24 protein-coding genes are annotated in these 23,823 nt (G+C 65.0%); 7 read left to right on the top strand and 17 right to left on the bottom strand.

Features of this window, described 5'->3' with window-relative positions:
* Positions 1-114 precede the first annotated feature (114 nt).
* A complete protein-coding gene (locus QMF22_RS03510; RefSeq protein WP_283450750.1) occupies positions 115-798 on the top strand; it encodes a lysophospholipid acyltransferase family protein in 684 nt (227 codons plus the stop codon).
* Between the two features lie 41 nt (positions 799-839).
* Positions 840-2,186: an aminotransferase class III-fold pyridoxal phosphate-dependent enzyme gene (locus tag QMF22_RS03505; RefSeq protein ID WP_283450399.1), complete on the top strand. Its 1,347-nt coding sequence runs from the start codon at positions 840-842 to the stop codon at positions 2,184-2,186.
* Between the two features lie 149 nt (positions 2,187-2,335).
* On the opposite strand, the gene QMF22_RS03500 is transcribed toward QMF22_RS03505, so the two are convergent.
* The 4 genes from QMF22_RS03500 to QMF22_RS03485 all read right to left on the bottom strand — a co-directional run bounded on the left by QMF22_RS03500 (position 2,336) and on the right by QMF22_RS03485 (position 4,640).
* Positions 2,336-2,479 carry a hypothetical protein gene (locus QMF22_RS03500; RefSeq protein WP_283450397.1) on the bottom strand — a complete coding sequence of 48 codons (144 nt, stop codon included), beginning with the start codon at positions 2,477-2,479 and terminating at the stop codon, positions 2,336-2,338.
* On the bottom strand, positions 2,476-3,591 hold the full coding sequence (locus QMF22_RS03495) for a hypothetical protein (RefSeq protein ID WP_283450395.1): 1,116 nt from the start codon (positions 3,589-3,591) through the stop codon (positions 2,476-2,478). Before QMF22_RS03495 ends, QMF22_RS03500 begins: the two co-directional genes overlap by 4 nt.
* On the bottom strand, positions 3,588-3,947 hold the full coding sequence (locus QMF22_RS03490; RefSeq protein WP_283450749.1) for a PadR family transcriptional regulator: 360 nt from the start codon (positions 3,945-3,947) through the stop codon (positions 3,588-3,590). Before QMF22_RS03490 ends, QMF22_RS03495 begins: the two co-directional genes overlap by 4 nt.
* A gap of 207 nt (positions 3,948-4,154) precedes the next feature.
* On the bottom strand, positions 4,155-4,640 hold the full coding sequence (locus QMF22_RS03485) for an OsmC family protein (RefSeq protein ID WP_283450748.1): 486 nt from the start codon (positions 4,638-4,640) through the stop codon (positions 4,155-4,157).
* 85 nt (positions 4,641-4,725) lie between these two features.
* On the opposite strand from QMF22_RS03485, the gene gabT reads away from it, so the two are divergent.
* Both gabT and QMF22_RS03475 read left to right on the top strand, forming a co-directional pair.
* Positions 4,726-6,102, top strand: a complete 1,377-nt coding sequence (gene gabT, locus QMF22_RS03480) for a 4-aminobutyrate--2-oxoglutarate transaminase (protein WP_283450393.1) — start codon at positions 4,726-4,728, stop codon at positions 6,100-6,102.
* A gap of 5 nt (positions 6,103-6,107) precedes the next feature.
* Entirely contained in the window at positions 6,108-7,100 is a 993-nt protein-coding gene (locus QMF22_RS03475) for an asparaginase (protein ID WP_283450391.1), read from the top strand.
* On the opposite strand, the gene QMF22_RS17450 is transcribed toward QMF22_RS03475, so the two are convergent.
* The 5 genes from QMF22_RS17450 to QMF22_RS03450 form a co-directional block, all read right to left on the bottom strand.
* Entirely contained in the window at positions 7,097-7,426 is a 330-nt protein-coding gene (locus QMF22_RS17450; RefSeq protein ID WP_502846902.1) for a diacylglycerol kinase family protein, read from the bottom strand. The genes QMF22_RS03475 and QMF22_RS17450 overlap by 4 nt on opposite strands.
* A gap of 76 nt (positions 7,427-7,502) precedes the next feature.
* Positions 7,503-8,309: an ABC transporter permease gene (locus QMF22_RS03465; protein ID WP_283450386.1), complete on the bottom strand. Its 807-nt coding sequence runs from the start codon at positions 8,307-8,309 to the stop codon at positions 7,503-7,505.
* On the bottom strand, positions 8,306-9,223 hold the full coding sequence (locus tag QMF22_RS03460) for an ABC transporter permease (protein WP_283450384.1): 918 nt from the start codon (positions 9,221-9,223) through the stop codon (positions 8,306-8,308). Before QMF22_RS03460 ends, QMF22_RS03465 begins: the two co-directional genes overlap by 4 nt.
* Before the next feature lie 2 nt (positions 9,224-9,225).
* Positions 9,226-10,425, bottom strand: coding sequence for an ABC transporter ATP-binding protein (locus QMF22_RS03455; RefSeq protein WP_283450382.1), 1,200 nt, complete (start codon positions 10,423-10,425; stop codon positions 9,226-9,228).
* Complete coding sequence (locus QMF22_RS03450; protein ID WP_283450747.1) at positions 10,425-11,639, bottom strand: ABC transporter substrate-binding protein; 1,215 nt, start codon at positions 11,637-11,639, stop codon at positions 10,425-10,427. The genes QMF22_RS03455 and QMF22_RS03450 overlap by 1 nt, the downstream gene beginning before the upstream one ends.
* A gap of 249 nt (positions 11,640-11,888) precedes the next feature.
* Between QMF22_RS03450 and ald the strand changes: the two genes are divergently transcribed.
* On the top strand, positions 11,889-13,004 hold the full coding sequence (gene ald / locus QMF22_RS03445) for an alanine dehydrogenase (protein WP_283450381.1): 1,116 nt from the start codon (positions 11,889-11,891) through the stop codon (positions 13,002-13,004).
* On the opposite strand, the gene QMF22_RS03440 is transcribed toward ald, so the two are convergent.
* From QMF22_RS03440 to QMF22_RS03410, 7 genes are all read right to left on the bottom strand, one after another.
* Positions 13,001-15,943 carry an FtsK/SpoIIIE domain-containing protein gene (locus QMF22_RS03440; protein ID WP_283450379.1) on the bottom strand — a complete coding sequence of 981 codons (2,943 nt, stop codon included), beginning with the start codon at positions 15,941-15,943 and terminating at the stop codon, positions 13,001-13,003. The genes ald and QMF22_RS03440 overlap by 4 nt on opposite strands.
* 108 nt (positions 15,944-16,051) lie before the next feature.
* Positions 16,052-16,639, bottom strand: a complete 588-nt coding sequence (locus tag QMF22_RS03435; RefSeq protein ID WP_283450376.1) for an FHA domain-containing protein — start codon at positions 16,637-16,639, stop codon at positions 16,052-16,054.
* 9 nt (positions 16,640-16,648) lie between these two features.
* A complete protein-coding gene (locus QMF22_RS03430; protein ID WP_283450373.1) occupies positions 16,649-17,002 on the bottom strand; it encodes a zinc ribbon domain-containing protein YjdM in 354 nt (117 codons plus the stop codon).
* A gap of 23 nt (positions 17,003-17,025) precedes the next feature.
* Entirely contained in the window at positions 17,026-17,559 is a 534-nt protein-coding gene (locus QMF22_RS03425) for an HAAS signaling domain-containing protein (protein ID WP_283450371.1), read from the bottom strand.
* On the bottom strand, positions 17,556-17,939 hold the full coding sequence (locus tag QMF22_RS03420; RefSeq protein WP_283450369.1) for a PadR family transcriptional regulator: 384 nt from the start codon (positions 17,937-17,939) through the stop codon (positions 17,556-17,558). Before QMF22_RS03420 ends, QMF22_RS03425 begins: the two co-directional genes overlap by 4 nt.
* A gap of 75 nt (positions 17,940-18,014) precedes the next feature.
* Complete coding sequence (locus QMF22_RS03415) at positions 18,015-18,815, bottom strand: PP2C family protein-serine/threonine phosphatase (protein ID WP_349357065.1); 801 nt, start codon at positions 18,813-18,815, stop codon at positions 18,015-18,017.
* 84 nt (positions 18,816-18,899) lie between these two features.
* On the bottom strand, positions 18,900-20,336 hold the full coding sequence (locus tag QMF22_RS03410; protein WP_283450367.1) for a gamma-aminobutyraldehyde dehydrogenase: 1,437 nt from the start codon (positions 20,334-20,336) through the stop codon (positions 18,900-18,902).
* A gap of 123 nt (positions 20,337-20,459) precedes the next feature.
* Here QMF22_RS03410 and QMF22_RS03405 point away from each other — a divergent pair, with 123 nt between their 5' ends.
* Together QMF22_RS03405 and QMF22_RS03400 are read left to right on the top strand one after the other, a co-directional pair.
* The gene (locus QMF22_RS03405; protein WP_283450365.1) at positions 20,460-20,942 is read left to right on the top strand and encodes an Lrp/AsnC family transcriptional regulator; all 483 of its coding nucleotides are present in this window, start codon (positions 20,460-20,462) and stop codon (positions 20,940-20,942) included.
* 3 nt (positions 20,943-20,945) lie between these two features.
* Positions 20,946-22,376: an aspartate aminotransferase family protein gene (locus QMF22_RS03400; RefSeq protein ID WP_283450363.1), complete on the top strand. Its 1,431-nt coding sequence runs from the start codon at positions 20,946-20,948 to the stop codon at positions 22,374-22,376.
* Between the two features lie 75 nt (positions 22,377-22,451).
* On the opposite strand, the gene QMF22_RS03395 is transcribed toward QMF22_RS03400, so the two are convergent.
* On the bottom strand, positions 22,452-23,780 hold the full coding sequence (locus tag QMF22_RS03395; RefSeq protein ID WP_283450361.1) for a DUF4192 family protein: 1,329 nt from the start codon (positions 23,778-23,780) through the stop codon (positions 22,452-22,454).
* Positions 23,781-23,823 lie beyond the last annotated feature (43 nt).

Genomic DNA, 23,823 nt, shown 5'->3' with positions numbered 1-23,823 from the left:
AACGCCGAAACCATCACGATCGATAGTTCTGATCAGGGCGTTCCGGCCCTCGAGCCCGACGACCCGGAGCGTGTCAAGCGACCGGGATTCGTCTATTTTCTCGGCTACGGCATCATGGCCCCCGTCGCCCGAGTTGTTTTTCGCCCGAGCATAATCGGGCGCGAGAATATCCCGGCCACCGGCCGCGTCATTCTCGCCAGCAACCACCTCTCCTTCATCGACAGCATCGTCATTCCCCTCGTCGCGACCCGCCGCGTGCAGTTTCTCGCCAAGTCGACCTACTTCACCGGTACCGGCTTCCAGGGCTGGGTATCACGAACCTTCTTCACCGCCATCGGCGCCATCGGTGTGGAACGCGGAGCCGGCCAGGCCGCTCAGGTCGCGCTCGACGCCGGCCGTGCCGTGCTCGAGGCCGAGGGCGCATTCGCGATCTACCCCGAGGGCACCCGCTCGCTCGACGGACGCCTCTACAAGGGCCGCACCGGCGTCGCCTGGCTCGCCCTCACCACCGGCGCGGTCGTCGTTCCGGTCGGTTTGATCGGCACCCAGGAGATTCAGCCGGTCGGTGCCAAGGTGCCGCGTATCCGCAAGGTCACTGTCACCTTCGGCGAACCGCTCGACCTCGGCCATCACGGCCCGGCCACCTCCGGCAAGGCACGCCGGCAGGCAACGGATGAGATCATGGCGGCCATCCACCGACTGTCCGGTCAGGAATTAGCCAACTCCTACAACGAATCGCCACCGGTCGGCACCCTCAATCGCCTCGCCCACCGGGTCTTTCCGCGCGAACGCCTGTAGCCGCGGTCTTGCCGTCGGCCCGGCGGTCATAGGCTGGAGCAATGACTGTTACGTATTCGGTGCCCCAGAAACGCAAGCTCGTGACGGCTCTTCCCGGCCCCAAGTCGGTCGAGCTTCAGGCCAGGCGAGAGAAAACGGTGGCCCGCGGTGCCGGAACGCTCGCCAACATTTACATGGACCACGGCGCCGGAGCGATTCTGGTCGACGTTGACGGCAACCAGATCATCGACCTCGGCTGCGGTATCGGGGTGACCACGATCGGTCACGCGCATCCGGAGGTCGCGGCGGCAGCATCCGCTCAGGCAGCGAAACTGACCCACACCCTCTTCACGGTCACGCCCTACGAGAACTACGTGGCGGTCGCCGAGAAACTTAGCCAGATCACCCCCGGCGACTTCGAGAAGCACTCGGTGCTCGTGAACACCGGCGCGGAAGCGGTGGAGAACGCGGTGAAGATCGCCCGCAAGTTCACCGGCCGCCGTGCCATCGTGGCCCTCGACCACGCCTTCCACGGTCGCACCAACCTCACCATGACGATGACCTACCGGCCCTGGCCGGAACGCGCTGGAATGGGCCCGTTCCCCGGCGAGATCTACAGTGTGCCGACGAGCTACCCGTTCCGCGACGGCCTGAGCGGTCTCGAAGCGGCCGAGAAGACGATCGACTACATCAACACCCACATCGGTGCCACCGAGATCGCAGCGTTCTTCGTCGAGCCGATCCAGGGCGACGGCGGCATCGTCATCCCCGCGCCCGGTTACTTCAAGCGCATTCGCGAATTCTGCACCGAAAACGGCATCGTCTTCGTCGCCGATGAGATTCAAGCCGGCATCGCCCGCACCGGAGTCTGGTACTCGATCGAGCACCACGACGTCGTGCCCGACCTTGTCACCACTGCCAAGGGCATCGCCGGCGGCTTCCCGCTGGCCGCCGTCACCGGCCGGGCCGACATCATGGACTCCGTGCAGCCCGGCGGCATTGGCGGCACCTTCGGCGGCAACCCGGTCTCCACCGCGGCCGCCCTCGCGGTGTTCAACCTGATCGATCGGGACAACCTGCTCGGTGAGGCCAAGCGAGTCGAGGCCGCACTCTGGGCGCGCATCGGCGACTGGGCTGAGAAGTTCTCCATCGTCGGGGAAGTACGCGGCAAGGGTGCAATGTTCGGCGTCGAGCTCGTGCACCCCGGAACCAAGAAGCCCTACCCAGAGGCTCTGACCGCGGTGATCAAACACGCCACCACGAACGGGGTCATCGCGTTGGATGCCGGTAGCTGGGATTCGGTGCTGCGCATCATGCCGAGCGTCGTGATCTCCGACGAGCTTATCGATGACGCCGCGACCGTGCTCGAAGAGGCCCTGACCGCCCTCGTGGCGGCATACCCCGCGTAAACTGCTCGCGTCGCCGGTCTGCCGTCGCCAAGCAGTGAGTTTCGGTGCCCTGCGCCTCGCGGCACTCTTTACCGTTCGTGGCACCCCTACCAACGGGTGCCGCGAGCGCTAATGAGTGCCGCGAGCACCACTCACGGCTCGGCAGCGCCCTAGGCTCGATTAGGGTCGAGGTTGGCACCCGACCGGCCGTCGTCCGCCCCGACCCAGTCCGTGATGTCAACGGACTTGGTCGCCGGCAAGTCGATGGCTGACGGGCTGATGACCGCCACCAGATCCGCCGCACGCCGCATCACGGTTCGGCCACCGGTGCAGCGGATGCCGTCGGTTCTGGTATCAGCGTCGGTGTTGGCGACGGTGACGGTGACGGTGACGGTGACACCGTCAACGGCTCTTCAGCCAACGGCCGCACCTGGGCGAACGGGAAAGGCGAGGGTGCGGCATCCGCTTGGTAGGCCTGACCGAGATAGTCGTAGGTGTAGTCGACATCTTCGGAAGTCACCAGCCGCAGCGGGTACACATTCCAGCCGAGGCCGCCCGGCACCATCAGACTCGGCACGACCATGTCCTGCTCGCCGGCCGAATCAAGCTGCGGCAGGTACTTGGTGTGGACCGGGTCGTTGACCACGTTGAGCGCGCGGCCGCTCTGGTCGAACAACTGCACGTCGGTGAGCGGCTGGCCGTCGGCGTCGTAGGCGAACACGTTCGTCACTTGCTCACCATTCTGCAGGAGTCCGGGAGTCGGAGCCGGGTTGTAATCCACGTAGGCGCTGTTCTGGGCTCCGGCATTGTGGGCCGTGGCCGACAGCACGATCGGCAGAACGACAACCGCGCACACGCTGACCACGGTTCGAAAACCGGGAAGCCAATGCCAGGGCAGCCACCGGCCGCGCCCCCACTGCACGCTCAAGACCACAAAAGCAGTGAGCACGACCCACCTCAGTGGATCGGTCGGCACAGTGCTGATCCCGCCACCTGCGAGGACTGCGACGACCGCATAGACGACCCAGCCGCGCAGCACCCACCACGCGGGGCGCAACGCGAGGAGAAAGTCGAGGGCCGCCGCACCGGCGGCACTCGAACGGATGCGCCGGGCCGCGCCAGCCCGCGCATCACCGAACCGGGTGTGCAGCCGGCGCAGCCGCGGCACGCGGGCTTCGGGCGTCGCTCCCCGCATCGGAAGCCCGGCAGCACCGCGCAACTCGTCGGCGTAGGCGACCGGATGGCCGAGGTCAAAGCCGGGCGCAGCGGCATCGCCGGCATCCACGTCGGCGGCCTGCTCGGTGAGGTCGGCTTCGAGGCCGTCGGTGAGGTCGTCGACGTCATCGGCGGGAAGATCGTTCAGGGCTGCTCGCACGGCCAGGGCGAAATCAGAAATTGATTGGGGCGTCGTAGCTGTGTCGCTCATGATTTGTCGCCGATCGTGGGTAGGAGAGCGGAGCGCTGCGGATTCTCGAGCAGCTGGGTGAGGGTGTCGGCGAAATGAGTCCAGTTCGCACGCTGTTCGGCGAGCATGGCGCGGCCATTAGCATTCATTCCGTAGTACTTACGGTGTGGCCCGCCGTCGGACGGCACGACATAGCTCGACAACGCCCCCGCGCTGTACAGCCGGCGCAGGGTGCCGTAAACCGACGCGTCCCCGACCTCATCGAGTCCGGCGGCCCGCAATCGGCGCACAATGTCATAGCCGTAGCCGTCGTCGTCAACGATGACGGCCAGAACGGCCATGTCGAGCACCCCCTTGAGTAACTGGGTGGTATCCATCGGCATCCCCTTCATCGGCTCGAGCGTTTGCTCGCGCATTCAACGGATCCCACACTACTATGCAAACCGCACTACTGCGCCATGCGCAATTTCGACCGCCCGTGCCGAGCCGTGAGTTTTGGCCGCCAAATGTGATTTGGAGCCATTTCAGCGGTGAAATGTCCTCAAACTCACACCTCGGCGATGAAATCGGTGGCGAGCTCGGCCTCAGGCGACCGTGACCGGCTCGTGCACGACCGGAAAGTTCACCGAGGCTCCGATGAAGCATTCGCGGGCTGCTTCGGCGTGCAGCGACTGCGCAAATTCAACCTGGGTGGGGTCGGTGATCGTCACGCGGGGGCGCAGGGTAGCGGATGCGAAACTTCCGCCGCCGCCCGGCCGCTGGCGCATCACACCGACCGCGGAGTCGGTGTAGGCGGTGACCGTCACCCCGTGCCGCACTGCCACGTGCAGGTATGACAACATGTGGCACTGGCTGAGCGCGGCGAGCAGCAGCTCTTCCGGGTTCCAGCGTTCGGCATTTCCGTGAAAAGTCGGGTCGCTCGATCCCTTGATGACGGCCTTGACCTCAGCACCCCTGCCAACCGGCGTGATCGTGTGCTGTCGACCGTAGGCCCGATAGTTGCTCGTACCAGTGCCCTCATTGCCGGTCCAGTCGACCCGTACCGCGTAATTGTGCTCGCCGAGCATGATTCCCCCTCGAAATCGCTATCTCCTGCAGCAATTCTGGCAGCACAAGCAGCCCCGTGGGGAATGAGATCGGTAAAGTGGATGCATCATGACTGACACCCTCACAAATTCTGCTACCACTTCCGCTGCGACCACGTACTCCGTCGCGCAAGAACGAAAGATCGTCACGGCCATTCCCGGCCCGATCTCTGCGGCGTTGCAGGAGCGGCGTCGAGCGGTCGTCTCCGACGGCGTCAGCTCCATGCTTCCCGTCTACATTGCCAAGGCCAACGGGGCGATCCTCGTTGATGTTGACGGCAACCAGTTCATCGACCTCGGTGCCGGAATCGGCGTCACCACGATCGGCCACACCGAGACCAGCGTCGTTGCCGCGGCCATCGAACAGTCCCAGGATTTCATCCACACCCTGTTCACCGTCACCCCGTACGAAGAGTACGTGCGCGTCGCGGAGCTGCTCGCCGAGCACACCCCTGGCAATTTCCCGAAGAAGAGCGTGCTCATCAACTCCGGCGCCGAAGCCGTCGAGAATGGCGTGAAGATCGCCCGCAAGTACACCGGACGCCGTGCGGTGGCCGTACTCGACCACGCCTACCACGGTCGCACGGTGCTGACCATGGCCATGAACTACAAGGCGATGCCCTACGCCACGGGCTACGGCCCGCTCGCGAGCGATGTCTACCACGCCCCGAGCTCCTACCCGTATCACGACGGCCTGACCGGTGCCCAGGCGGCGGCCCGCACTATCGCCTACCTCGACAAGGTGATCGGGGCATCCGATCTGGCCTGCCTGGTCGTCGAACCCATCCAGGGCGAGGGCGGTTTCATGGTGCCAGCGGATGGCTACCTGCCCGCTCTGCAGGAATGGTGCACCGCGAACGGTGTCGTCATGATCGCCGATGAGATCCAGAGCGGCATGGCGCGCTCGGGCAAGTACTACGCGAGTGAGCACTTCGGCTGGATCCCCGACCTCGTGCTCAGCGCCAAAGGCATCGCCGGCGGCTTCCCGCTCGCCGCAGTGACCGGCCGCGCTGAAATCATGGATGCTTCCCAGCCCGGTGGCCTCGGCGGCACCTTCGGTGGCAACCCGGTCTCCTGCGCAGCGGCGATCGCCGTGTTCGACGCGATCGAGGCGAACAACCTGCTCGGCGAGGCACAGCGCATCGAGAAGTCCCTCACCGCGGGCCTGACCGCGCTCAAGAACAAGTACGACATCATCGGCGAGATTCGCGGCCACGGTGCCATGATGGCGATCGAACTGGTACAGCCCGGTACCGGTGACACGACGAAGGCGCCGAACGCCGCCGCGGTGAGCGCGATTTCGACCTACGCCGGCCAGCACGGTGTGCTGCTGCTCACCGCCGGAACCTACGGCAACGTGCTGCGTTTTCTGCCGAGTCTCGCGCTTTCCGATGCCCTCATCGCCGACGCCCTCTCCGTGATCGACGACGCCATGGCCACGCTGTAGCCACCGTGACTGAAACCTTTACGGTCGACGATTCCGTCGAGCTCGCCGTTGTTGAGCGCAGCGGCTTCGTCGAATCCCGTCACGCCGGTTCGGCGATCGTGCTCGGCACCAACGGCGAAGTCCTTCGGGCGCTCGGCGATGTCACCAGCCCCGTCTTTCCGCGCTCGGCAATGAAACCGTTCCAGGCCGTCGCCGTCATGGCCAGTGGCGCCGCCCTGCGGGGAGCGGATGCCGCCATCGCGACCGCGAGTCACAGCGGCACCGCTGCGCACATCGAACTCGTTCGCGGGCTGCTCTCCCGGGCCGGAGTGCCGGAGACGGCCCTCGCCTGCCCTGCTGCCTGGCCGATCGACTCCGCCGCCCGAGATGCGCTCGTGCGCCTCGGCGCCACCAAGGCACCGGTGTACATGGAGTGCTCGGGCAAGCACGCGGCTATGCTCGTGGCCTGCCAGCAGAACGGCTGGGCGCTGGACGGCTATCTGGACCCGGCGCATCCGCTGCAAAAGCGCATTCTCGATGTGCTCGAACGCTTCACCGGCGAACGGCCGGTCGCCTCCGGCGTCGACGGCTGCGGCGCCCCGGTGCACGCGATCTCCCTCACGGGGTTGGCTCGCGGTATCGCACGCATCGCCACCAGCAAGTCCAACTCCCCCTTTGCGATCTACCGCGAGGCCGGATTTCTGGCCGAAGCGGTGCGCGCCAACGGCTGGGTGGTCGCCGGACCGGGTCACTCCGACAGCATCGTGATCGACCGGCTCGGTCTGTTCATGAAGGGTGGCGCGGAGGGAATCATGGTCGCAGCCGCGGAAAACGGTACCACCGTCGCGCTGAAGATACTCGACGGCAATCTCCGGGCCGCCGCTGCGGTTGCGCTCAGCCTGCTGGCGGATGCTGGGGCGATCCAGCGAGCGGATGTCGCGCAGTTGCTTCCCGAGCTCGGCCTCACGATGACCGGCGGCGGCCGTCCAGTCGGAGAGATTCGCGCCAGCTATATTTAGCGAGACCCGCCGGGCGCGATCACGTTGAGTGCGCCCGGTCGCACGGCGGCATGAAACAGTAACGGGCGACCGCCGCAGCGTCGCCGGGGATGCCGAGCTGGCGCAAAGTCATTTCCCCGACCCAGCGGTACCAGCCCCAGGGTTCCGCCCGCAGCGACGACAGCACCCGCCAGGGCACCGACGGTGCCAACCGCGACAACCGCGACAACCGCGACAACGATATCGCCCCGGCCGGCGGCTTCGGTCGCCAGTTGGCGACCGTGCGCGGCGCTGCGCGTGTGGGTGACGGTTACCCCGGCGCCAGCATCACGCAGGTGCCGCGCCACCTCGAGGCCCCGGCCGGCGGCCGCGGGCTGGCCGGCCGCCCGGTTGATCACAAGCTCGAAGGATCTCACTGGGCGTTCAGGTGAGCTTGGCCAATCGCCGCGCCTTCGCCGCCCCGGACACCTGCACCGTCACGACCACGACCAGCGCGAGAATGAACACGGCCGACGCGAGCACGTTGGCCTCCGCCGGAATTCCGCGTGCCGCTGAAATGTAGATGTATTTGGGGAACGTCGTCACCGCCCCGGAGTTGAAGTTCGTGATGATGAAGTCGTCAAACGACAACGCGAACGACAGCAGTGCCGCCGCGAGAATGCCGGGCAGCAGCAGCGGAAAAGTGATGCGCGCGAACACCTGCCAGGCGGAGCCGTACAGGTCACGGCCGGCCTCTTCCAGCGCCGGGTCGAGGCTCGCCACCCGCGCCTTCACGGTGACCACGACGAAGCTGATGCAGAACATGGTGTGTGCCAGAATGATCGTCAGCATGTCCTTCGGCACACCAAGCGATAGAAACTGGGCCGCCAGACCGGCGCCGAGCACGACCTCCGGGGTGGCCATCGGCAGAAACAGCAGCAGGCTGGTCTGGGACCGAAACTTGAATCGGTAGCGCACGATGGCGATCGCGATCATGGTGCCGAGGGTGGTCGCGACAACCGTGGCTACGGCCCCGATGAACAAGCTGTTGCCGAAGGCCTGGCAGACGGCGCCGTTTTGTACGTTGCAGACGTTGAGCCATTTGTCGAAGGTGAATCCGCGCCAGGTGATGTTCGATTTGAGCGAATCGTTGAAGGAGTAGACGAAGGTGTAGCCGATGGGAATCATCAGAAAGAGCAGCGCCAGGCCGCTGTAGACGGGCAGCAACCATTTGCCGAGGGAGAGCTTCACAGCAGTTCCTCCGTTCCGGATCGTTTCACGTAGATACTGACTATGACCAGGATCACGGTCATCAGGATGATGGACAGTGCCGCCGCCGAGGGGTAATTCTGCAGCACCAGAAAGTTCGCCTCGATCACGTTTCCCATCATCTGGGTGCCGGTACCGCCGAGAAAGTCCCGGCTCGCGTTGATGTAGTCACCAGCAGCCGGAATGAATGTGAGCAGGGTGCCCGCCACGATGCCGGGCATCGACAGCGGGATGGTGACCTTGCGGAACACCTGGAACGGGCTGGCGTAGAGGTCGTTGCCGGCCTCGAGATAACGCACGTCGAGTCGTTCCAACGTCGTGTACAACGGCAGGGTCATGAACGGGATGAAGTTATAGGTGAGTCCGAAGATCACCGAGAACGCCGTACCGGTCACGTGGGCTTCCGGCCCGAGCAGCGAGAGCGCTTTGAGCGACTGCACGACGAATGACTCATCGGAGAAGAGCTGCTTCCAGGCCAGGGTGCGCAGCAGAAAGCTGATGAAGAATGGTGCGATCACGAGCACGAGCATGAGGCTTTGCAGCAGCGGCCATTTGCGGGCTGTCACCCCGATGAAATAGGCCAGCGGGTAGCTGATCACCAGCGCGAAGAACGTCGCGGCCAACGCATAGCTGAAAGATCGCACGATGTGCGGCCAGTAGGTTGTGATGACCTCGGTGTAGTTCTGCCAGCGGAAGGCATAGTCGTACTGGCCGATGTCACCGAACTCCCGCGGCGTCTGAAACGACGTCAGCAGCAGAGAGACCAGCGGGGTCAGAAAAAACAGCACCAGGTAGAGGATGCCCGGCAACAGCAGAAACAGCGCCACCGGGCTGCGACGCCGGGCGACGGAGTCGGTCGACGGCGCCGTCGCGGTCGAGAATGCGGCGAAGGCCATCCTTAGGCCTCCTCAAGCTCCGTGACGAGCGACGACCGGCGCTGCTGCGCGATGGTCTTGGTGTCGAGGTCCGCCTCGAACCGCGGAGCATCGGCCGGATCGTCGTCGAGCCCGAAGCCGTGCTCGACGTTCCAGCTCAGCCACACCTCGGCACCGACGTGCGCGGCCGGGCCGAAAGCCATGTTTTGGGCGAACACCACGAGTGTTCCGACGCCGGGAACGGCGACAAGGTACTGCGTGCTGACGCCGCTGAACGACACGTCGATGACCTTGCCCGGGCCCATCGTATTGCGGCCGGCGTTGTAGGTTGGCTCTTCGGCGTGGAGGGTGAGTTTTTCGGGGCGCACACCGATAGTGACCTCGCCCGAGATTCGGTGCGCACGCTCAAGCGGCACCACGATCTTCTGCCCGGACACGTCGACCGCGATCGCGGTGCTCGTGGTGGAGACGACGGGGCCGGTGAACAGGTTGGACTGGCCGAGAAAGTTGGCCACGAAGGCGGTCTTCGGCAGTTCGTAGAGCTGCTGCGGTTCGCCCATCTGCTCGATGCGACCCTTGTTCATGACCGCGATGGTGTCGGCCATGGTCATGGCTTCCTCCTGGTCGTGCGTCACGTGCAGAAAGGTCAGGCCGACTTCCTCTTGGATGGTCTTCAACTCGAGCTGCATCTGACGCCGCAGCTTGAGGTCGAGGGCTCCGAGCGGCTCGTCGAGCAGGAGCAGCGCCGGACGGTTCACGATGGCGCGGGCCAGTGCAACTCGCTGCTGCTGGCCGCCGGAGAGCTGCTGGGGTTTGCGGTGGGCCAGGTGATCGAGCTCCACCAGGAGCAGCGCCTCGTGCGCTTTTGCTACCGGGTCGCCAATCTTGCGGCGACGCAGCCCGAAGGCGACGTTCTCCAGCACGGTCATGTGCGGAAACAGGGCGTAGCTCTGGAACACGGTATTGACCGGGCGCTGGAAGGATTTCTGGTTGGTCACGTCCGCACCACCGATGAGGATGCGGCCGCTGGTGGGTTCTTCCAGCCCGGCGACCAGCCGCAGGGTGGTCGTCTTGCCGCAGCCCGAGGGACCGAGCAGCGCGAAGAACGACCCGGCCGGAATCGTGAGGTTGAGATTTTCAATTGCGGTGAACCCGGGGAACCGTTTCTCGATGCCGACCAGCTCCAGGTCGGCGCCACGATCAGCGAACGCACCGACGGCCATCAGGCTGCACCCAGCAGGATTGCCTGGAACTGAGCGTTGAAGGTCTGCTCCTCGGTGCCGTCAAGACCCCGGAAGACGTAGGCATTGGCGAGGGTTGCATCGTCGGGGAAGATCAACGGATCTTCGGCCAAAGTCGGATCGATGGCCATCATGGCTTCCTTGGCACCGACGACCGGCGTGATGTAGTTGACATACGCCGCGACCTCGGCGGCGACCGCCGGGTCGTAGTAGTAGTTGATGAGTTCTTCGACGTTCTTCTTGCCGGGAGAACCGATCGGAACGACGAAGTTGTCGTTCCAGAGCGTTCCACCCTTTTCGGGAACGATGAAGCCCCACTTGTCGCCGTTCTCCGCGTTGAGCTGCACGATGTCACCGGACCAGACGATGGCGGCGAGGGTATCTTCGTTGGCGAGGTCTTCCTTGTAAGAGTTGCCCTTGATGTTGCGGATCTGGCCGTCGGAGACCTGCTTCTTGAACTCGTCGATGGCTGCCGTGAACTCCGCTTCGCCCCAGCTGCCGGAGATGTCGACACCCTGGTCGAGCATGATCAGCCCCATGGTGTCGCGCATTTCGGAGAGCACGCCGACGCGGCCTTTCAGGTCCGGTGCCCACAGGTCTTCGACCGATGTGACGCCCTGTGGATACTTTTCCTTGTTCCAGGCCAGGCCGGCAAAGCCGCCCTGCCACGGCACGCTCATGGCGCGGCCCGGGTCGAAGTCGACGTCCTGCAGCGACGGCAGCAGGTTGGACAGGTTGGGAATGTTGGCGTGGTCGAGTTCCTGGGTGTAGCCGAAGCGAATCATGCGGCTGACCATCCAGTCGGTCAGGCAGGCGACGTCGGCGCCGATGTCCTGACCGAGGGCGAGCTGGTCTTTGACCTTGCCGTAGTACGAGTTGTTGTCGTCGACGGCTTCGGTGTACTTGACCGAGATACCGGTTTGCGCTTTGAAAGCGTCGAGGGTTGGGTAAGTACCGGCATCGTCAACATCGATGTACAGCGCCCAGTTGTCCCAGCGGATGGTCTTGTCGGTGGCCGACGTGTCGGCCGCAGCGGTGGGCTTTACCGCAGCCCCGGAAGAGCACGCGGCGAGCGCGAGCGCGGTCGCACCGGCCCCGGCTCCGGCCAGCAGGGTGCGACGGCCCATCTGGGCGTTCTGCGCTTGGCGAATGAGCTGGCGAATCATGGGATCGGCGGGCAGTGGCTTGGACTTCATCATGGTTCTCCTAGCATTCTGGGCACGCACACGGTCAAACTCGCTGCGTTGCGAGTTGGTCGATAATTGCACATATCGGTGGTAAAAACACCTAAAAGGGTTCAAAACATTGATCTTGCAACCGATTTGTCACGAAATCAGCACAAACTCGCAACATTCGCCCTCGAAATCGTCGGTGCGCCACGACTAGGGTGGTGGCGATGAGCCGCTGGACCTCGGCCGAGGAGCGCGCTTCGAGAGAGGAACACCATGAGGATCGCCATCCCCACCGAGATCAAGAACAATGAGTTTCGGGTCGCGATCACCCCGGCGGGCGTGCACGACCTCGTACTGCACGGTCACGACGTGCTCGTGCAGTCCGGCGCCGGCGTCGGTTCCTCGATCAGCGACGAGCAGTATGTCGCGGCCGGCGCGATGATTCTGCCGGACGCCGCGAGCATCTGGGCGGCCGCCGACCTGCTGCTCAAGGTCAAGGAACCCGTCCAAAGCGAGTACGGCTATTTTCGCGCCGACCTGGTGCTGTTCACCTATCTGCATCTTGCTGCAGAACCCGAGCTGACCCGGGCCCTGCTCACGAGCGGAGTCACCGCGATCGCCTATGAAACCGTGCAGTTGGCCTCCCGAGCGCTGCCGTTGTTGGCACCGATGAGCGAAGTGGCCGGCCGCCTCGCGCCAATCGTCGGTGCCAATGCCATGCTCAAACCGAACGGCGGCCCTGGCCTGCTGGTGCCCGGCGTTCCTGGCACCCACCCGGCAAAGATCGCCGTGCTCGGCGGCGGGGTCGCCGGCACCGCCGCGATGCAGGTCGCGCTCGGGCTCGGCGCCGAGGTGACCGTGCTCGACACCAACCTGTTCCGGCTGCGCGAGATCGATGCCCTGCATTTTGGGCGGGTCAAAACCATTGCTTCGAACAGCTTTGAGATCGACAAGGCCCTCGTCGAAGCTGATATGGTCATCGGTTCGGTTCTCATTCCGGGAGCCAAGGCTCCCAAACTGGTCAGTAACGAGCTCGTGTCGCGTATGAAACCGGGCAGCGTGCTCGTGGATATCGCCGTGGACCAGGGCGGTTGCTTTGCCGACAGCCACCCCACCACGCACGCCGACCCCACCTTCACCGTGCACCGGTCGTTGTTCTACTGCGTGGCGAACATGCCCGGCGCGGTGCCGCACACCTCGACCTATGCTCTGACGAATGCGACCCTGCCCTATGTGCGCGCACTCGCCACGCTCGGCTGGGTCAATGCGTTGCGCGCGGATTCCGCCCTGGCCCAGGGGCTCAATACCTTCGCCGGGCACGTGACCAGCACTCCCGTGGCGCTCGCCCACGGGTTGCCGCACCAGCCTGTCGCCGAGGTGTTGGTCTAGCCGGGGAGGATCGCCCTGGTCACGTCGCCTCCCGGGTGCAACACCCAGACCCGCCCGCGCCCGGGTGCCAACGGCGGCGGCAACTCCCGGCGGTGGCTGATCAGCCGAAAATCCGACAGGCTGCAGCGGTCGAAGACCAGGCTGGCCGCAGTGTTGTTGGCCGTTGGGCCCTGCAGCCGGGCCAGCAACGTCCAGTGCGCCTGCCAGGTTTCGGCGTCACCGACGACGATCAGCTGGCCCGCAGAATCCGTCTGGCCTGCGTCACCGGAAACCTGCAGCGCGGATGCCGCCAGCCCGCTCGTTCCCGCCAGTTCCAACACCGGCACGCCGAGGACGGTGCGCAGGCGGGCGGCTGCGCTCGTCGGCGACGATGACACGATCAGGAGCGGGCCACCAGTGGCCAGCGCATCGGGCAGCCTGGCTGGAGGTACGACCGGGGCCGCAGTCGGAGCCAGCAATTGCACGCGCAGACCGCGCCAGACGCCCCCGCCCGGCGGCAGCGCGGCGGTATAGCTGGCCGATTGCCCACCGGCCGCGAGGTGGTCCTGCACGCTCGGCAGTTTCAACAGCAGGGAGCTCTGGCAGAGTGCAGCCAGCCCGGGAACCACGCTGGTGTGCCGTTGTACGGCAACAACGACGTTTACCCCCGCTGCCGGGCCGTCCCGCAGCAGCCCGACGAGCAGGTCGACGGCGGCGAGCCGGTGGTCGGGCTGCCAGCGAGCGCAGACGGAATCAAAATCGTCGAACAGTATCAACCGGGGTGAGGCCGCAGTCTGCTGCCCGGTTTCCACGCTGGTGCTGAAGCTCGCAAGGGTATCCCAGGCCGATTCGACGTCGGCCGTGACGAGGTGGACCCCGGTGTGAGTTTCGGCCGCACCGGCTACTGCCTCAGCCAGTGTGCGCAGCAGGGCGGATTTACCCGAACCGGCCCCGCCGACGACGAGCAGATGCCCGTCGACCTGCGGGTCGTAGGCGAACACGCGGTACCGTTGACGCTCAGGTTCGTCGAGTAACCCCAGCGGAAAGCCAGATGCCGCCGACGCGCTCGCCAGGTCTGCCGCCGTGACCACCGGCGGGAGCGCATCGAGCCAGGGCCGCCTCGGGACGAATCCGCCCGCTGACGACAAAACCGGAAGTGCCGACAGCGGCGCGGCAGCGATGCCGGCGATGTCGAGTTCCCTGGTCGTCGCGACCTGGCAGAGCACCGGTTCTCCCGTTTCGGTGGCGACCAGGCACCGGCCGGGCTGATTCGGTGCCAATTCGGCTGCAGCATCCGTACCGATCACCGCCTGACTGTCGGCACGGTTGTTCACCCGCAAGGACAGGCGCAGGCTGCAGTTGGCCAGCAGGGCGTCGCGTACTACCCCGGCGGGTCGTTGGGTACAGAGGATGAGGTGCACACCAAGCGACCGCCCCCGCGCGGCGATGTCGACGAAGAGGGCGTGCAGCTCGGGAAACAGCCCGAGCATGGTGGCGAATTCATCGACGACGATGACCAGTCGGGGCAGCGGATGCGTCAGGCGCGCGTCGGTTACGTCCCGCGCACCGGCCGAGCTGAGCAGGCGTTCCCGGTAGCGGAGTTCGGCCCCCAGACTGGCCAGGGCTCGGGTAGCCGTGGCCGCGTCGAGGTCGGTGATGAGGCCAACGCAGTGCGGCAGTCGAGCCAGCGGTTGAAAGGCCGAACCGCCCTTGAAATCGACCAGCAGAAAGTTCACTTGGCCGGGCGAATAGGTCGCGGCCAGCGCTGCCACCCAGGTGGTCAGGAGCTCGCTCTTGCCGCTGCCAGTGGTGCCGCCGACCACGGCGTGCGGCCCGGATCGCACCAGGTCAACGTTTACCGGACCGTCTCGTCCGACACCGATCGGGCAGTCGAGGCTCGGCGGCGCTGTCCCGCCGGTGATTTCCGGGGCATCGCTGCCGTCTTCGAGCAGTTCGGCCAGGGTGAGCGTGGTCGGGAGCGCCCCGGACTCCCCTGCCATCCCGGCGGCACGCGCCTGCTCGGCGAGGGCCACCGCGAAGTCGATCGCCTCGGCCTGGGTGAGCAGCTCCGGGCAAAAGTCGAGGGGCGGCGCGCGATTGGGCGCACGAATGATCTGCGCCCGGGTCGGCCCAGCGATGCGCACGACCGTACCGCAACCCGGGGGCAGATCCTCGAGCCGCGTCGCCACGGCCAGGAGCAGCAGCCCACGATCGGGTTCGTCTCCGAGCGCATGCACGGAGGTGACTGTTCGCAGCAGCAACGTGAGCCGTCGCGGCGTTGCTCCGGCCTGCGGCAGCTGCGCTGCCCGGGCCCAGTCGGTGGTCTGGGCGTCGGTTGCGAGGGCGACTCCCAGGTCGGTCGGCGGCAGAGCGAAGCACAGTTGTACGAGCACGGCCCGGGCAACGGCCGCTGCGAGTGGCATCGGTCCGACGATACCCATTCCGGAAACCAGGTCGACGACGACCGGGGCACCGGTGACGGTCGAGGCCCACTCCCGAAGTTCCCGGTGCTCGTTCGGGGCGCTTGCACCGCCCAGTCGAATGCCGCTCGGGACCGAGCCGACGCCCAGCGCGACCAGCGTGGCATCCGTTTGGCGCCAGCGCGCCGCCGCAGCATTTCCCAGCACAATTTGTCGGGCAGATGGAGTGTGTTGCCAGGCCTCGGCGCGCCAGCGGGCCTGGCGTTCAGTGATGACCGTGCGCAGCAGTGCCAAGGCTTCGGCGTGCGCGGCCGATTCGACCCGGCGGCGTTTGCCGCCCGAGCGCTTGGAGTCGAACATGCTGGCCACCGCGATGATCGGGCTGAGAACGGCGAAGATCAGCGCGAAGGCCGAGCCGGTGATCATCCAGATCAGCCCGGCAGCGACCAGAGGCGCCACGCAGGCAAGCAGGGGAAATCCCGACGGAGGCAGAGGGGCTGGCGCGGGCGGCAGCGCGAGGGTTTCATCGACGGTGGACACGAAACCAGCAGACCAGACTGCAGCCCCGCGAACATCCTCGACGGGGCTATCGGTGCACGATCACAGATTGTGCGTAGCTGTGGAGGAGGTGGCCTGGCTGACCGGCACTCAGTCGATGTTGAAAGAGTTGTCGGCGATCTCCACCCGGGTGCCGCGCGGAAGAACGTACCGTCGCCCCGGTTCGAGCGCCTCAGCCGTTTCACCGGGGCGGCGAATCACCGTGCCGTTGCCCGAGACACGGTCGCTGACCCAAAACTCGCCGTCGTGCTGGCCGAACTCGAGGTGTGTCTTGGAGAGCGAGCGGTCGGCATCCGCTACCCGTATGAGTTCGTCGAAAATCTCATCGGGTTGGGCCAGGGGTTTGCGGCCGATCAGGCCTGAGCCCTGCACGGTTACCCGCTGGCCGGTGCTGAAAGTCAACACGAAGGTCGCCCGGGTCGGCATCACTGCGGCGGGGAGTGCGGGCGGGGCAGCGGTCACCACGGCAATGGCCCGTACCGGAGCCGGCACCTGAGCGGGAATCGGTACGGAGATGACGACGGGCGCGCGCGGTAGGCGGGCAATAATCGTCGTGTCGTTCGGGCGAGGGTCGGGACGCTTGCGCGACTCCACGGTGGCGGTGCGGGAGCTGCCGCATTCGCCGCAGAACATGGCCCCGACCGGCAACCAGGCCCCGCAAATCTGACACGTCGCCATCGAAAGAACCTAGACCTTCTTGACCACACTGGACTTGAGCTGCATGAATCCGAAACCATCAACCTTGCAGTCGATGTCGTGACCGTCGACCGGGTCAACGAGGCGAATGTTGCGCACCTTGGTTCCGACCTTGATCGACAACGCCTGGCCCTTGACCTTGAGGTCCTTGATGATCGACACGGTGTCACCGTCGGTCAGCACGGTTCCGAACGCGTCTTTGACCTGGGCTTCCTGCTCTTGCTCAACCGGCTCGTTCGACCACTCATGGGCGCAGAGCGGGCACACCAGCAGGGCGCCCATTTCGTAGGTCAGGTCGCTGGAACATTCAGAGCATGGGGGCAGGGTCTCATTCACTTGTTCCATAATACGCGACTGATGCTTTGCGACTATCGGCGGCCGATCCGCACGCGCCAGAGCCGCCCGGCGAGGATGGCAGCAGCGATCATGACCATCAGCGGAATTAAGGCAACGACTGAGGATGCTTCCCAGCCGATCCCGATTCCGGACTCCCGGTTGAACGCCGATACCGGCAGCCCGAGAAAGGACGACTCGGCCGACTCGGCGCCGCTGTCCAGCAGCGCAGAGAGCATACCGGCCGTGTAGGTGAAGGCCAGGGTCCACCAGAGCATCAGCAGGCCGGTGAACCAGTAGATCGCCCGATTCCAGGAGGGGCGGCTGCCGCGGCCGGTCTCGGCGAAACTTCGGGCCAGGGTGCGGGGTGAGCCGAGGGAGTCGAGGGCGGCGTCGATGCCGCGGGCTGCGGCATCCACCGTGACGTTGTCGCGAATCTCGCGCAGGATCGATCGGCGCTCGCTTGAAGATAGGGACTCTTCCAGCCAGAGTTCGAGCCGGAACAAATAGGACTCGCGGCGACGCCAGACTCCGAAGGAGGATCTGGCCTCGATGGTTTGCGTGTTCATTTCTGATCCTCTCCGGCTAAATCTTCTGTGGTGGTGACGCCGAGGCCCGTCTCCACGATCGCCGTCAGGGAGCGCCAGCGCGCCGTGGCGAGATCGAGGGCCGCCTCCCCCGCCTCGCTGAGCGAGTAATACTTGCGCGCCGGGCCCGCAGTGGATGCCACCAGGCGGCTGGTGAGCGAGCCGTCCTGTTCCAGGCGCGACAGCACCGGGTAGACCGTGCCGGTCGCGAGGTCGGTGAGGCCGATGTTCTGCAGCCGAACAACGAGTTCGTATCCGTACGACTCGGCAGACTGCAGCTGGCACAGAATGAGCATGGGCAGCACCCCACGCAGGGACTGCGCGTCTTGTGGCACGGCCGGCGTGCGCGATGGCTGGGTCATAGCTACTACCTTACGACAGGTAGTAGGTAATGCCTAATAGCTGCGCACGCCTGCTAGCGCGCTGTGCTCACCTGATTACTCTGGCGCCTTGTAGGGCTCGACCGCGAGCACGTCAACCACGATCGCGGTGACGTTGTCACGGCCGCCGTTGTCGAGGGCCGCTTCGACCATCGCGGCGACGGCATCCGCTGCCAGCTTCTTTTCGAGCAGGAAATGCCGGATGCCGTAGGACGTGAGCTCCTTGGTGAGCCCGTCAGAGCAGACCAGAATGCGCATGCCGGCCTGAATTTGCAGGATGCGGTAGTCGGGAATCGGTGGTTCGTGAAAGCCGACGGCGCGCGTGATGATGTTGCCGTGCGGGTGCACGTCGGCCTCTTCCCGGGTGATGCGCCCGGCGTCGACGAGTTCCTGCACGACCGAGTGATCATTGGTGACCTGTTCGAGTACACCGTCGGTGAGCTGATACACCCGGGAGTCGCCGATGTTGTAGACGATCCAGCTGACCGCATCCGAGACCAGGGCCAGCGCGACGCCGGTCACCGTGGTGCCCGTTCCCTGATCGGTGACGCCGACCCCCTGCGCCATATCCTCGACCGCGAGCGCGAGCGCCCGATCGATCGAACCGGCCTCGGCCACTAGGGTTCCGGAAAGTTCGGCGAGCCGGGTCACCACGGCCGAGCTGGCGAGGTCACCGGCCGAATGACCGCCCATGCCGTCAGCGACTGCGAACAGAGGCGGTACAGCGAGCAGGCTGTCTTCGTTGACCTCACGGCGATGACCGACATCGGTCAGGGCTGCCCACGCCAGCGTTAACGTCGTTGCAACGCTGGGCAGTTCGACACGAAATTCGGTCGAACCTTGACCAATCTGGGTCACGGGTGGTGCCTTCCGAGTGTGGTTCCAACGTTCGCCGAAGGACTTGGACCATAATAACGTCACCGCTTGGGGCCACCGCACCGCCTAGTGTCCGATATAGCTCATCACGTGCTTGACCCGGGTGTAATCCTCGAACCCGTACATCGAGAGGTCCTTGCCATAGCCGGAGTGTTTGAAACCACCGTGCGGCATCTCGGCGACGATCGGAATGTGTGTGTTGATCCAGACGCAACCGAAGTCAAGGTGCTTGGCGAAACGCATCGCGCGACCGTGATCGCGGGTCCACACCGACGAGGCCAGGCCATACTGCACGTCGTTCGCCCAACGCAGAGCCTCGGCCTCATCGGTGAACCGCTGCACGGTCATCATCGGGCCGAAAATTTCCTGCTGCACCGCCTCATCCGTCTGTTTGAGGCCGCTCACAATGGTCGCTTCGTGAAAATAGCCGGCACTGCCGATCCGATGTCCGCCGAGTTCGAGCACCGCGTGGTCGGGCAGCCGGTCGACGAAACCGGAGACCTGGGCGAGCTGGTTGACGTTGTTGACCGGTCCGAACAGGATTCCGCGCTCGCTCGGGGCACCCGTACGGGCATTCTCCCTGGCATGGGCGGCGAGCGCTGCGACGAATTCGTCGTGGATGCCGGCCTGCACGAGCAACCGGGTAGCCGCGGTGCAGTCCTGGCCGGCGTTGAAGAAGCCGGCGGCGACGATGCCGGCAACGGCGAGCTCGATATCGGCGTCGTCGAACACGATCACCGGTGCCTTGCCGCCCAATTCCAGGTGCACGCGCTTGAGGTCGTGTGACGCAGCCTCGGCAACGGCCATTCCGGCACGCACCGAACCGGTGATCGACACGAGTTGCGGGGTCTTGTGGTCTACCATGGCCGCACCGGTCGTACGGTCACCGGTGATCACGTTGAGCACCCCGGCGGGCAAAAATTCCGCCGCGACCTCGGCGAGCAGCAGGGTCGCACTCGGGGTGGTGTCCGAGGGCTTGAGCACGGTTGTATTCCCGGCGGCGAGCGCGGGCGCAAACTTCCATACCGCCATGTTCAACGGGTAATTCCACGGAGTGACCTGGCCCACGACACCGATCGGCTCACGCCGAATGAACGAGGTGTGGTCCGTCATGTACTCGCCGGCCGCACGCCCTTCGAGGTTGCGCGCGGCGCCGGCGAAGAAGCGGATCTGGTCGACCGAGAGCAAAATCTCGTCGTCCACCAGGGTCGAGCGCGGCTTGCCGGTATCGAGCGACTCGGCGTCGGCGAATTCCTCGGCACGCGCCTCAATCGCATCCGCTATGCGAAACAATGCGAGCTGCCGCACGGCCGGGGTGCTCTCGCCCCAGATTTCAAAAGCGGATGCCGCTGCCCGGTAGGCCGTGTCGACATCCGCCGCGGTCGACACCGGGCTGCTTCCGTAGATCGCTTCGGTGGCAGGGTCGATGAGGTCGAACCGATGCGTCGCGGTGGAGTCGACGTACCGGCCATTGATGAAGTTACGAAGTTCGGGGGCGCTCATGCGGCCAAGTGTACCTATTTCAACGTGAGATGCACCCAGATTCACAAATGAAATCCGCAGTGATTTGCATAATGTTCGACGGATTCGCTTGCCGAAGTGCATTTTGACTGACACAATCGATGCATGAATGGACAAAGGCGCGGTCACCCGCCCAAGCCGGCCCAGCTCGACGATGTGTCGAAAAAGATCATCGAACAGCTGCAGGCCGACGGACGTCGGTCGTACGCGGAGATCGGCAAGGCCGTCGGTCTCAGCGAAGCGGCAGTGCGTCAACGGGTGCAGAAGCTCACTGACTCGGGCGTCATGCAGGTCGTCGCCGTGACGGATCCGATGCAGCTGGGCTTCTTTCGCCAGGCAATGATCGGAATTCGCGCGTCGACCGATACTCGCGTGCTGGCCGAGCAGCTGGCCGAGATCGATGCCGTGGACTACCTCGTGCTGACGGCCGGCACCTTTGACATTCTCGCCGAGGTCGTCTGCGAAGACGACGACGAACTGCTCGAACTGCTCAACTCCAAGATTCGCAATCTCGATGGAGTCCTCTCCACCGAGACGTTCGTTTATCTCAAACTCCACAAACAGTTCTATAACTGGGGAACACGGTAAAAAATGACTCTCACCACACCCATCGATTCACCGACCGCGTACAGCGACGCCCACAACGCCGAGCTGCAGCAAAAGGCCAAGGATCACCTCTGGATGCACTTCTCCCGTCAGTCGGTGATGGAATCCGGCGCTGGAGTTCCCATCATCGTCAAGGGCCAGGGCCACCACATCTGGGATTCCAAGGGCAAGCAGTACATCGACGGACTGAGCGGTCTGTTCACGGTCAACGCCGGCCACGGCCGCAAGCGTCTCGCTGAGGTGGCCGCCAAGCAGGCCGAGGAACTCGCCTTCTTCCCGATCTGGTCCTACGCCCACCCGAATGCGATCGAACTCGCCGACCGGCTCGCCAGCTACGCCCCGGGCGACCTCAACCGCGTGTTCTACTCCACCGGCGGCGGTGAAGCCGTAGAGACCGCATTCAAGCTCGCCAAGTACTACTGGAAGCTGATGGGTCGCCCGACCAAGCACAAGGTCATCTCCCGCAACGTTGCCTACCACGGCACCCCGCAGGGAGCGCTGGCCATCACCGGCATCCCGGCGATGAAGGAGATGTTCGAACCGGTCACCCCGGGCGGTTTTCGCGTTCCCAACACGAACTTCTATCGGGCCGACGAGATGGGCCCTGGCCTCGGCCTCGGCGACAACCTCGAGGTGTTCGGCCAGTGGGCCGCGAACCGCGTCGAAGAGATGATTCAGTTCGAGGGCCCCGAAACTGTTGCAGCTGTCTTCCTGGAGCCCGTGCAGAACTCCGGCGGCTGCTTCCCGCCGCCCCCCGGCTACTTCAAGCGCGTACGGGAAATCTGCGACAAGTACGATGTGCTCCTGGTCGCCGACGAGGTCATCACCGCATTCGGCCGCATCGGCAACATGTTCGCCTCGACGACCTATGACATCCAGCCCGACATGATCACCTGTGCCAAGGGCATGACCAGCGGATACTCGCCGATCGGCGCGACCATCGTTAGCGACCGCATCTACGAACCGTTCAAACACGGCGACACGACGTTCTACCACGGCTACACCTTCGGCGGCCACCCGGTCTCCTCGGCCGTTGCCCTGGCCAACCTCGACATCTTCGAAGAGGAAAAGCTCAACGAGAACGTTCGCGAGAATTCGCCGCTGTTCCGCAAGGAACTGGAGAAATTGCTCGACCTGCCCATCGTCGGTGACGTGCGCGGTGCCGGGTATTTCTTTGGCATCGAACTGGTCAAGGACAAGGGCACCAAGGAAACCTTCAACGACGAAGAATCCGAGCGTCTGCTGCGCGGGTATCTGTCGAAGGCGCTCTATGAAGCCGGCCTGTACTGCCGCGCCGACGACCGCGGCGACCCGGTCATCCAGCTCGCTCCCCCACTGACCGTGGGCCCGAAAGAATTCGCCGAGATCGGTGAGATTCTGCACGGCGTGCTGGCGGAGGCGCCGAAGTACATGTAGCGCAACCGCTCAACCCGCGACCCGGTCTGGCATTCAAACGGATGCGAGACCGGGTCTGGTCGTGCTGCACCCGCGTCATCCGTCAGCTGCCCGCTCGTCGTCGTAATCTGCGTCGTCGTTCTCGCCTTCGAAGAACCAGAGGGCGTCGTCGCTGGGCGTCGCGCCGTCGCCGAAGTCCTCATCGTTTTCGTAACCATCGCCCTCAGCATCGTCGTCGTCGTCAGCGCGCGGCACCGCGAAGGCCCATTCCGGCAGGTGCCCGGACGTGAGCAGCAGGTTCAGCAGGGTGGCCATGCTGTACTGCGAGTCGATGGCGAGGGCCTGGTCGACGAAGAAACCGGCCACGGAACCACTGCCGAGCGCCCACGACAGCCACGCCAGCATGCACAGCGGCGCCGGCCTCGCCGAACGCGGCGCCATGGCGACGACGGTGCGCAGCAGGGTGATCGCGATGCGAATGCGGTCGACGTCGGGTCGTTCCGTCTGCAGGCCGAGCATGATGTCGCCGGTGTGTTCGGCGGTCGGTTCGCCGGAGTCGATCTCTGCCGCCACCAGGTCATCGAGGCTTCGCCCGGTTTCGTGCTGGAGTTGCGCGTACCGCCGGTTGATTTCGTACGCGCGCACGCCTTCGTCACGCCCGAACGCGAATTGCACCATCATCTGGTCGCGGTTCGGCGGGGACTGCACGAGCACGAGCAGCGTTGCGGCGTTCTCCTCGGTGGGTGGGTTAGGCCAGGTCAGAGCGTCCTCGGCAATCGCTACCGGGTCGAGGGCAAGGCTGAGAGCGGCGAACAGCTGTGGAGTGTTCTCGCCCCGCGCGAGCAGACGCCGATACCGCCGGTACAGGCGGGCCAGGCGTTCCCTGCTCGCCAGATTGACACCGATCGGGTCAGCGCCGGTCTGCAGTGTGCCCAGTGGGCGCGGCAACTCGAGGGCGACTTCAGGGGGCACCGCCTCAAAGATCGGTGACTCCGTGATATCGCTGAGTGGGTGCCCAGCGGCCGGGCAGTCCGGGTCGAGGTAGCTGCCCCAGGCATCCGCTGCAACGCACAGGGAATCTCGCAACAGAAATCCGCTCAGCTCGAGTCGCCGATTCAGAATCTCGGCGAACTGTTCGCGCGGAATGCCGACCGCAGCGTTGAAGGAATCGTCGGTGTAGATGACCGGGACGACGGCGTCGACTCCAGGAATCTTGCACAGCATTCCGGCCAGGGTCGTCGCAATGCGCTTGTACACCTTGTGGGGTGCGCCGTCTTCGGGCAGGTTGAAACGCAGCGCGCCGCAGGTGCGGTTGCCACGAAACGCCACCAGAACGGCGCTGGACTCGGCAACGAAACCGAGCAGCTGGGGAACGAGTGCCAGAAAGTCCTGAGCCTTCTGGGCTTTGACGATGGTGGGATGCATGCCGCCACTGTGCCAGCGTGGCCCGCACCGCCGCCGGTGCCTA

The organism is Cryobacterium sp. PH31-L1 (assembly GCF_030063145.1).
Classification (GTDB): Bacteria; Actinomycetota; Actinomycetes; order Actinomycetales; family Microbacteriaceae; genus Cryobacterium.
This window is presented reverse-complemented; position numbering and strand designations above follow the sequence as displayed.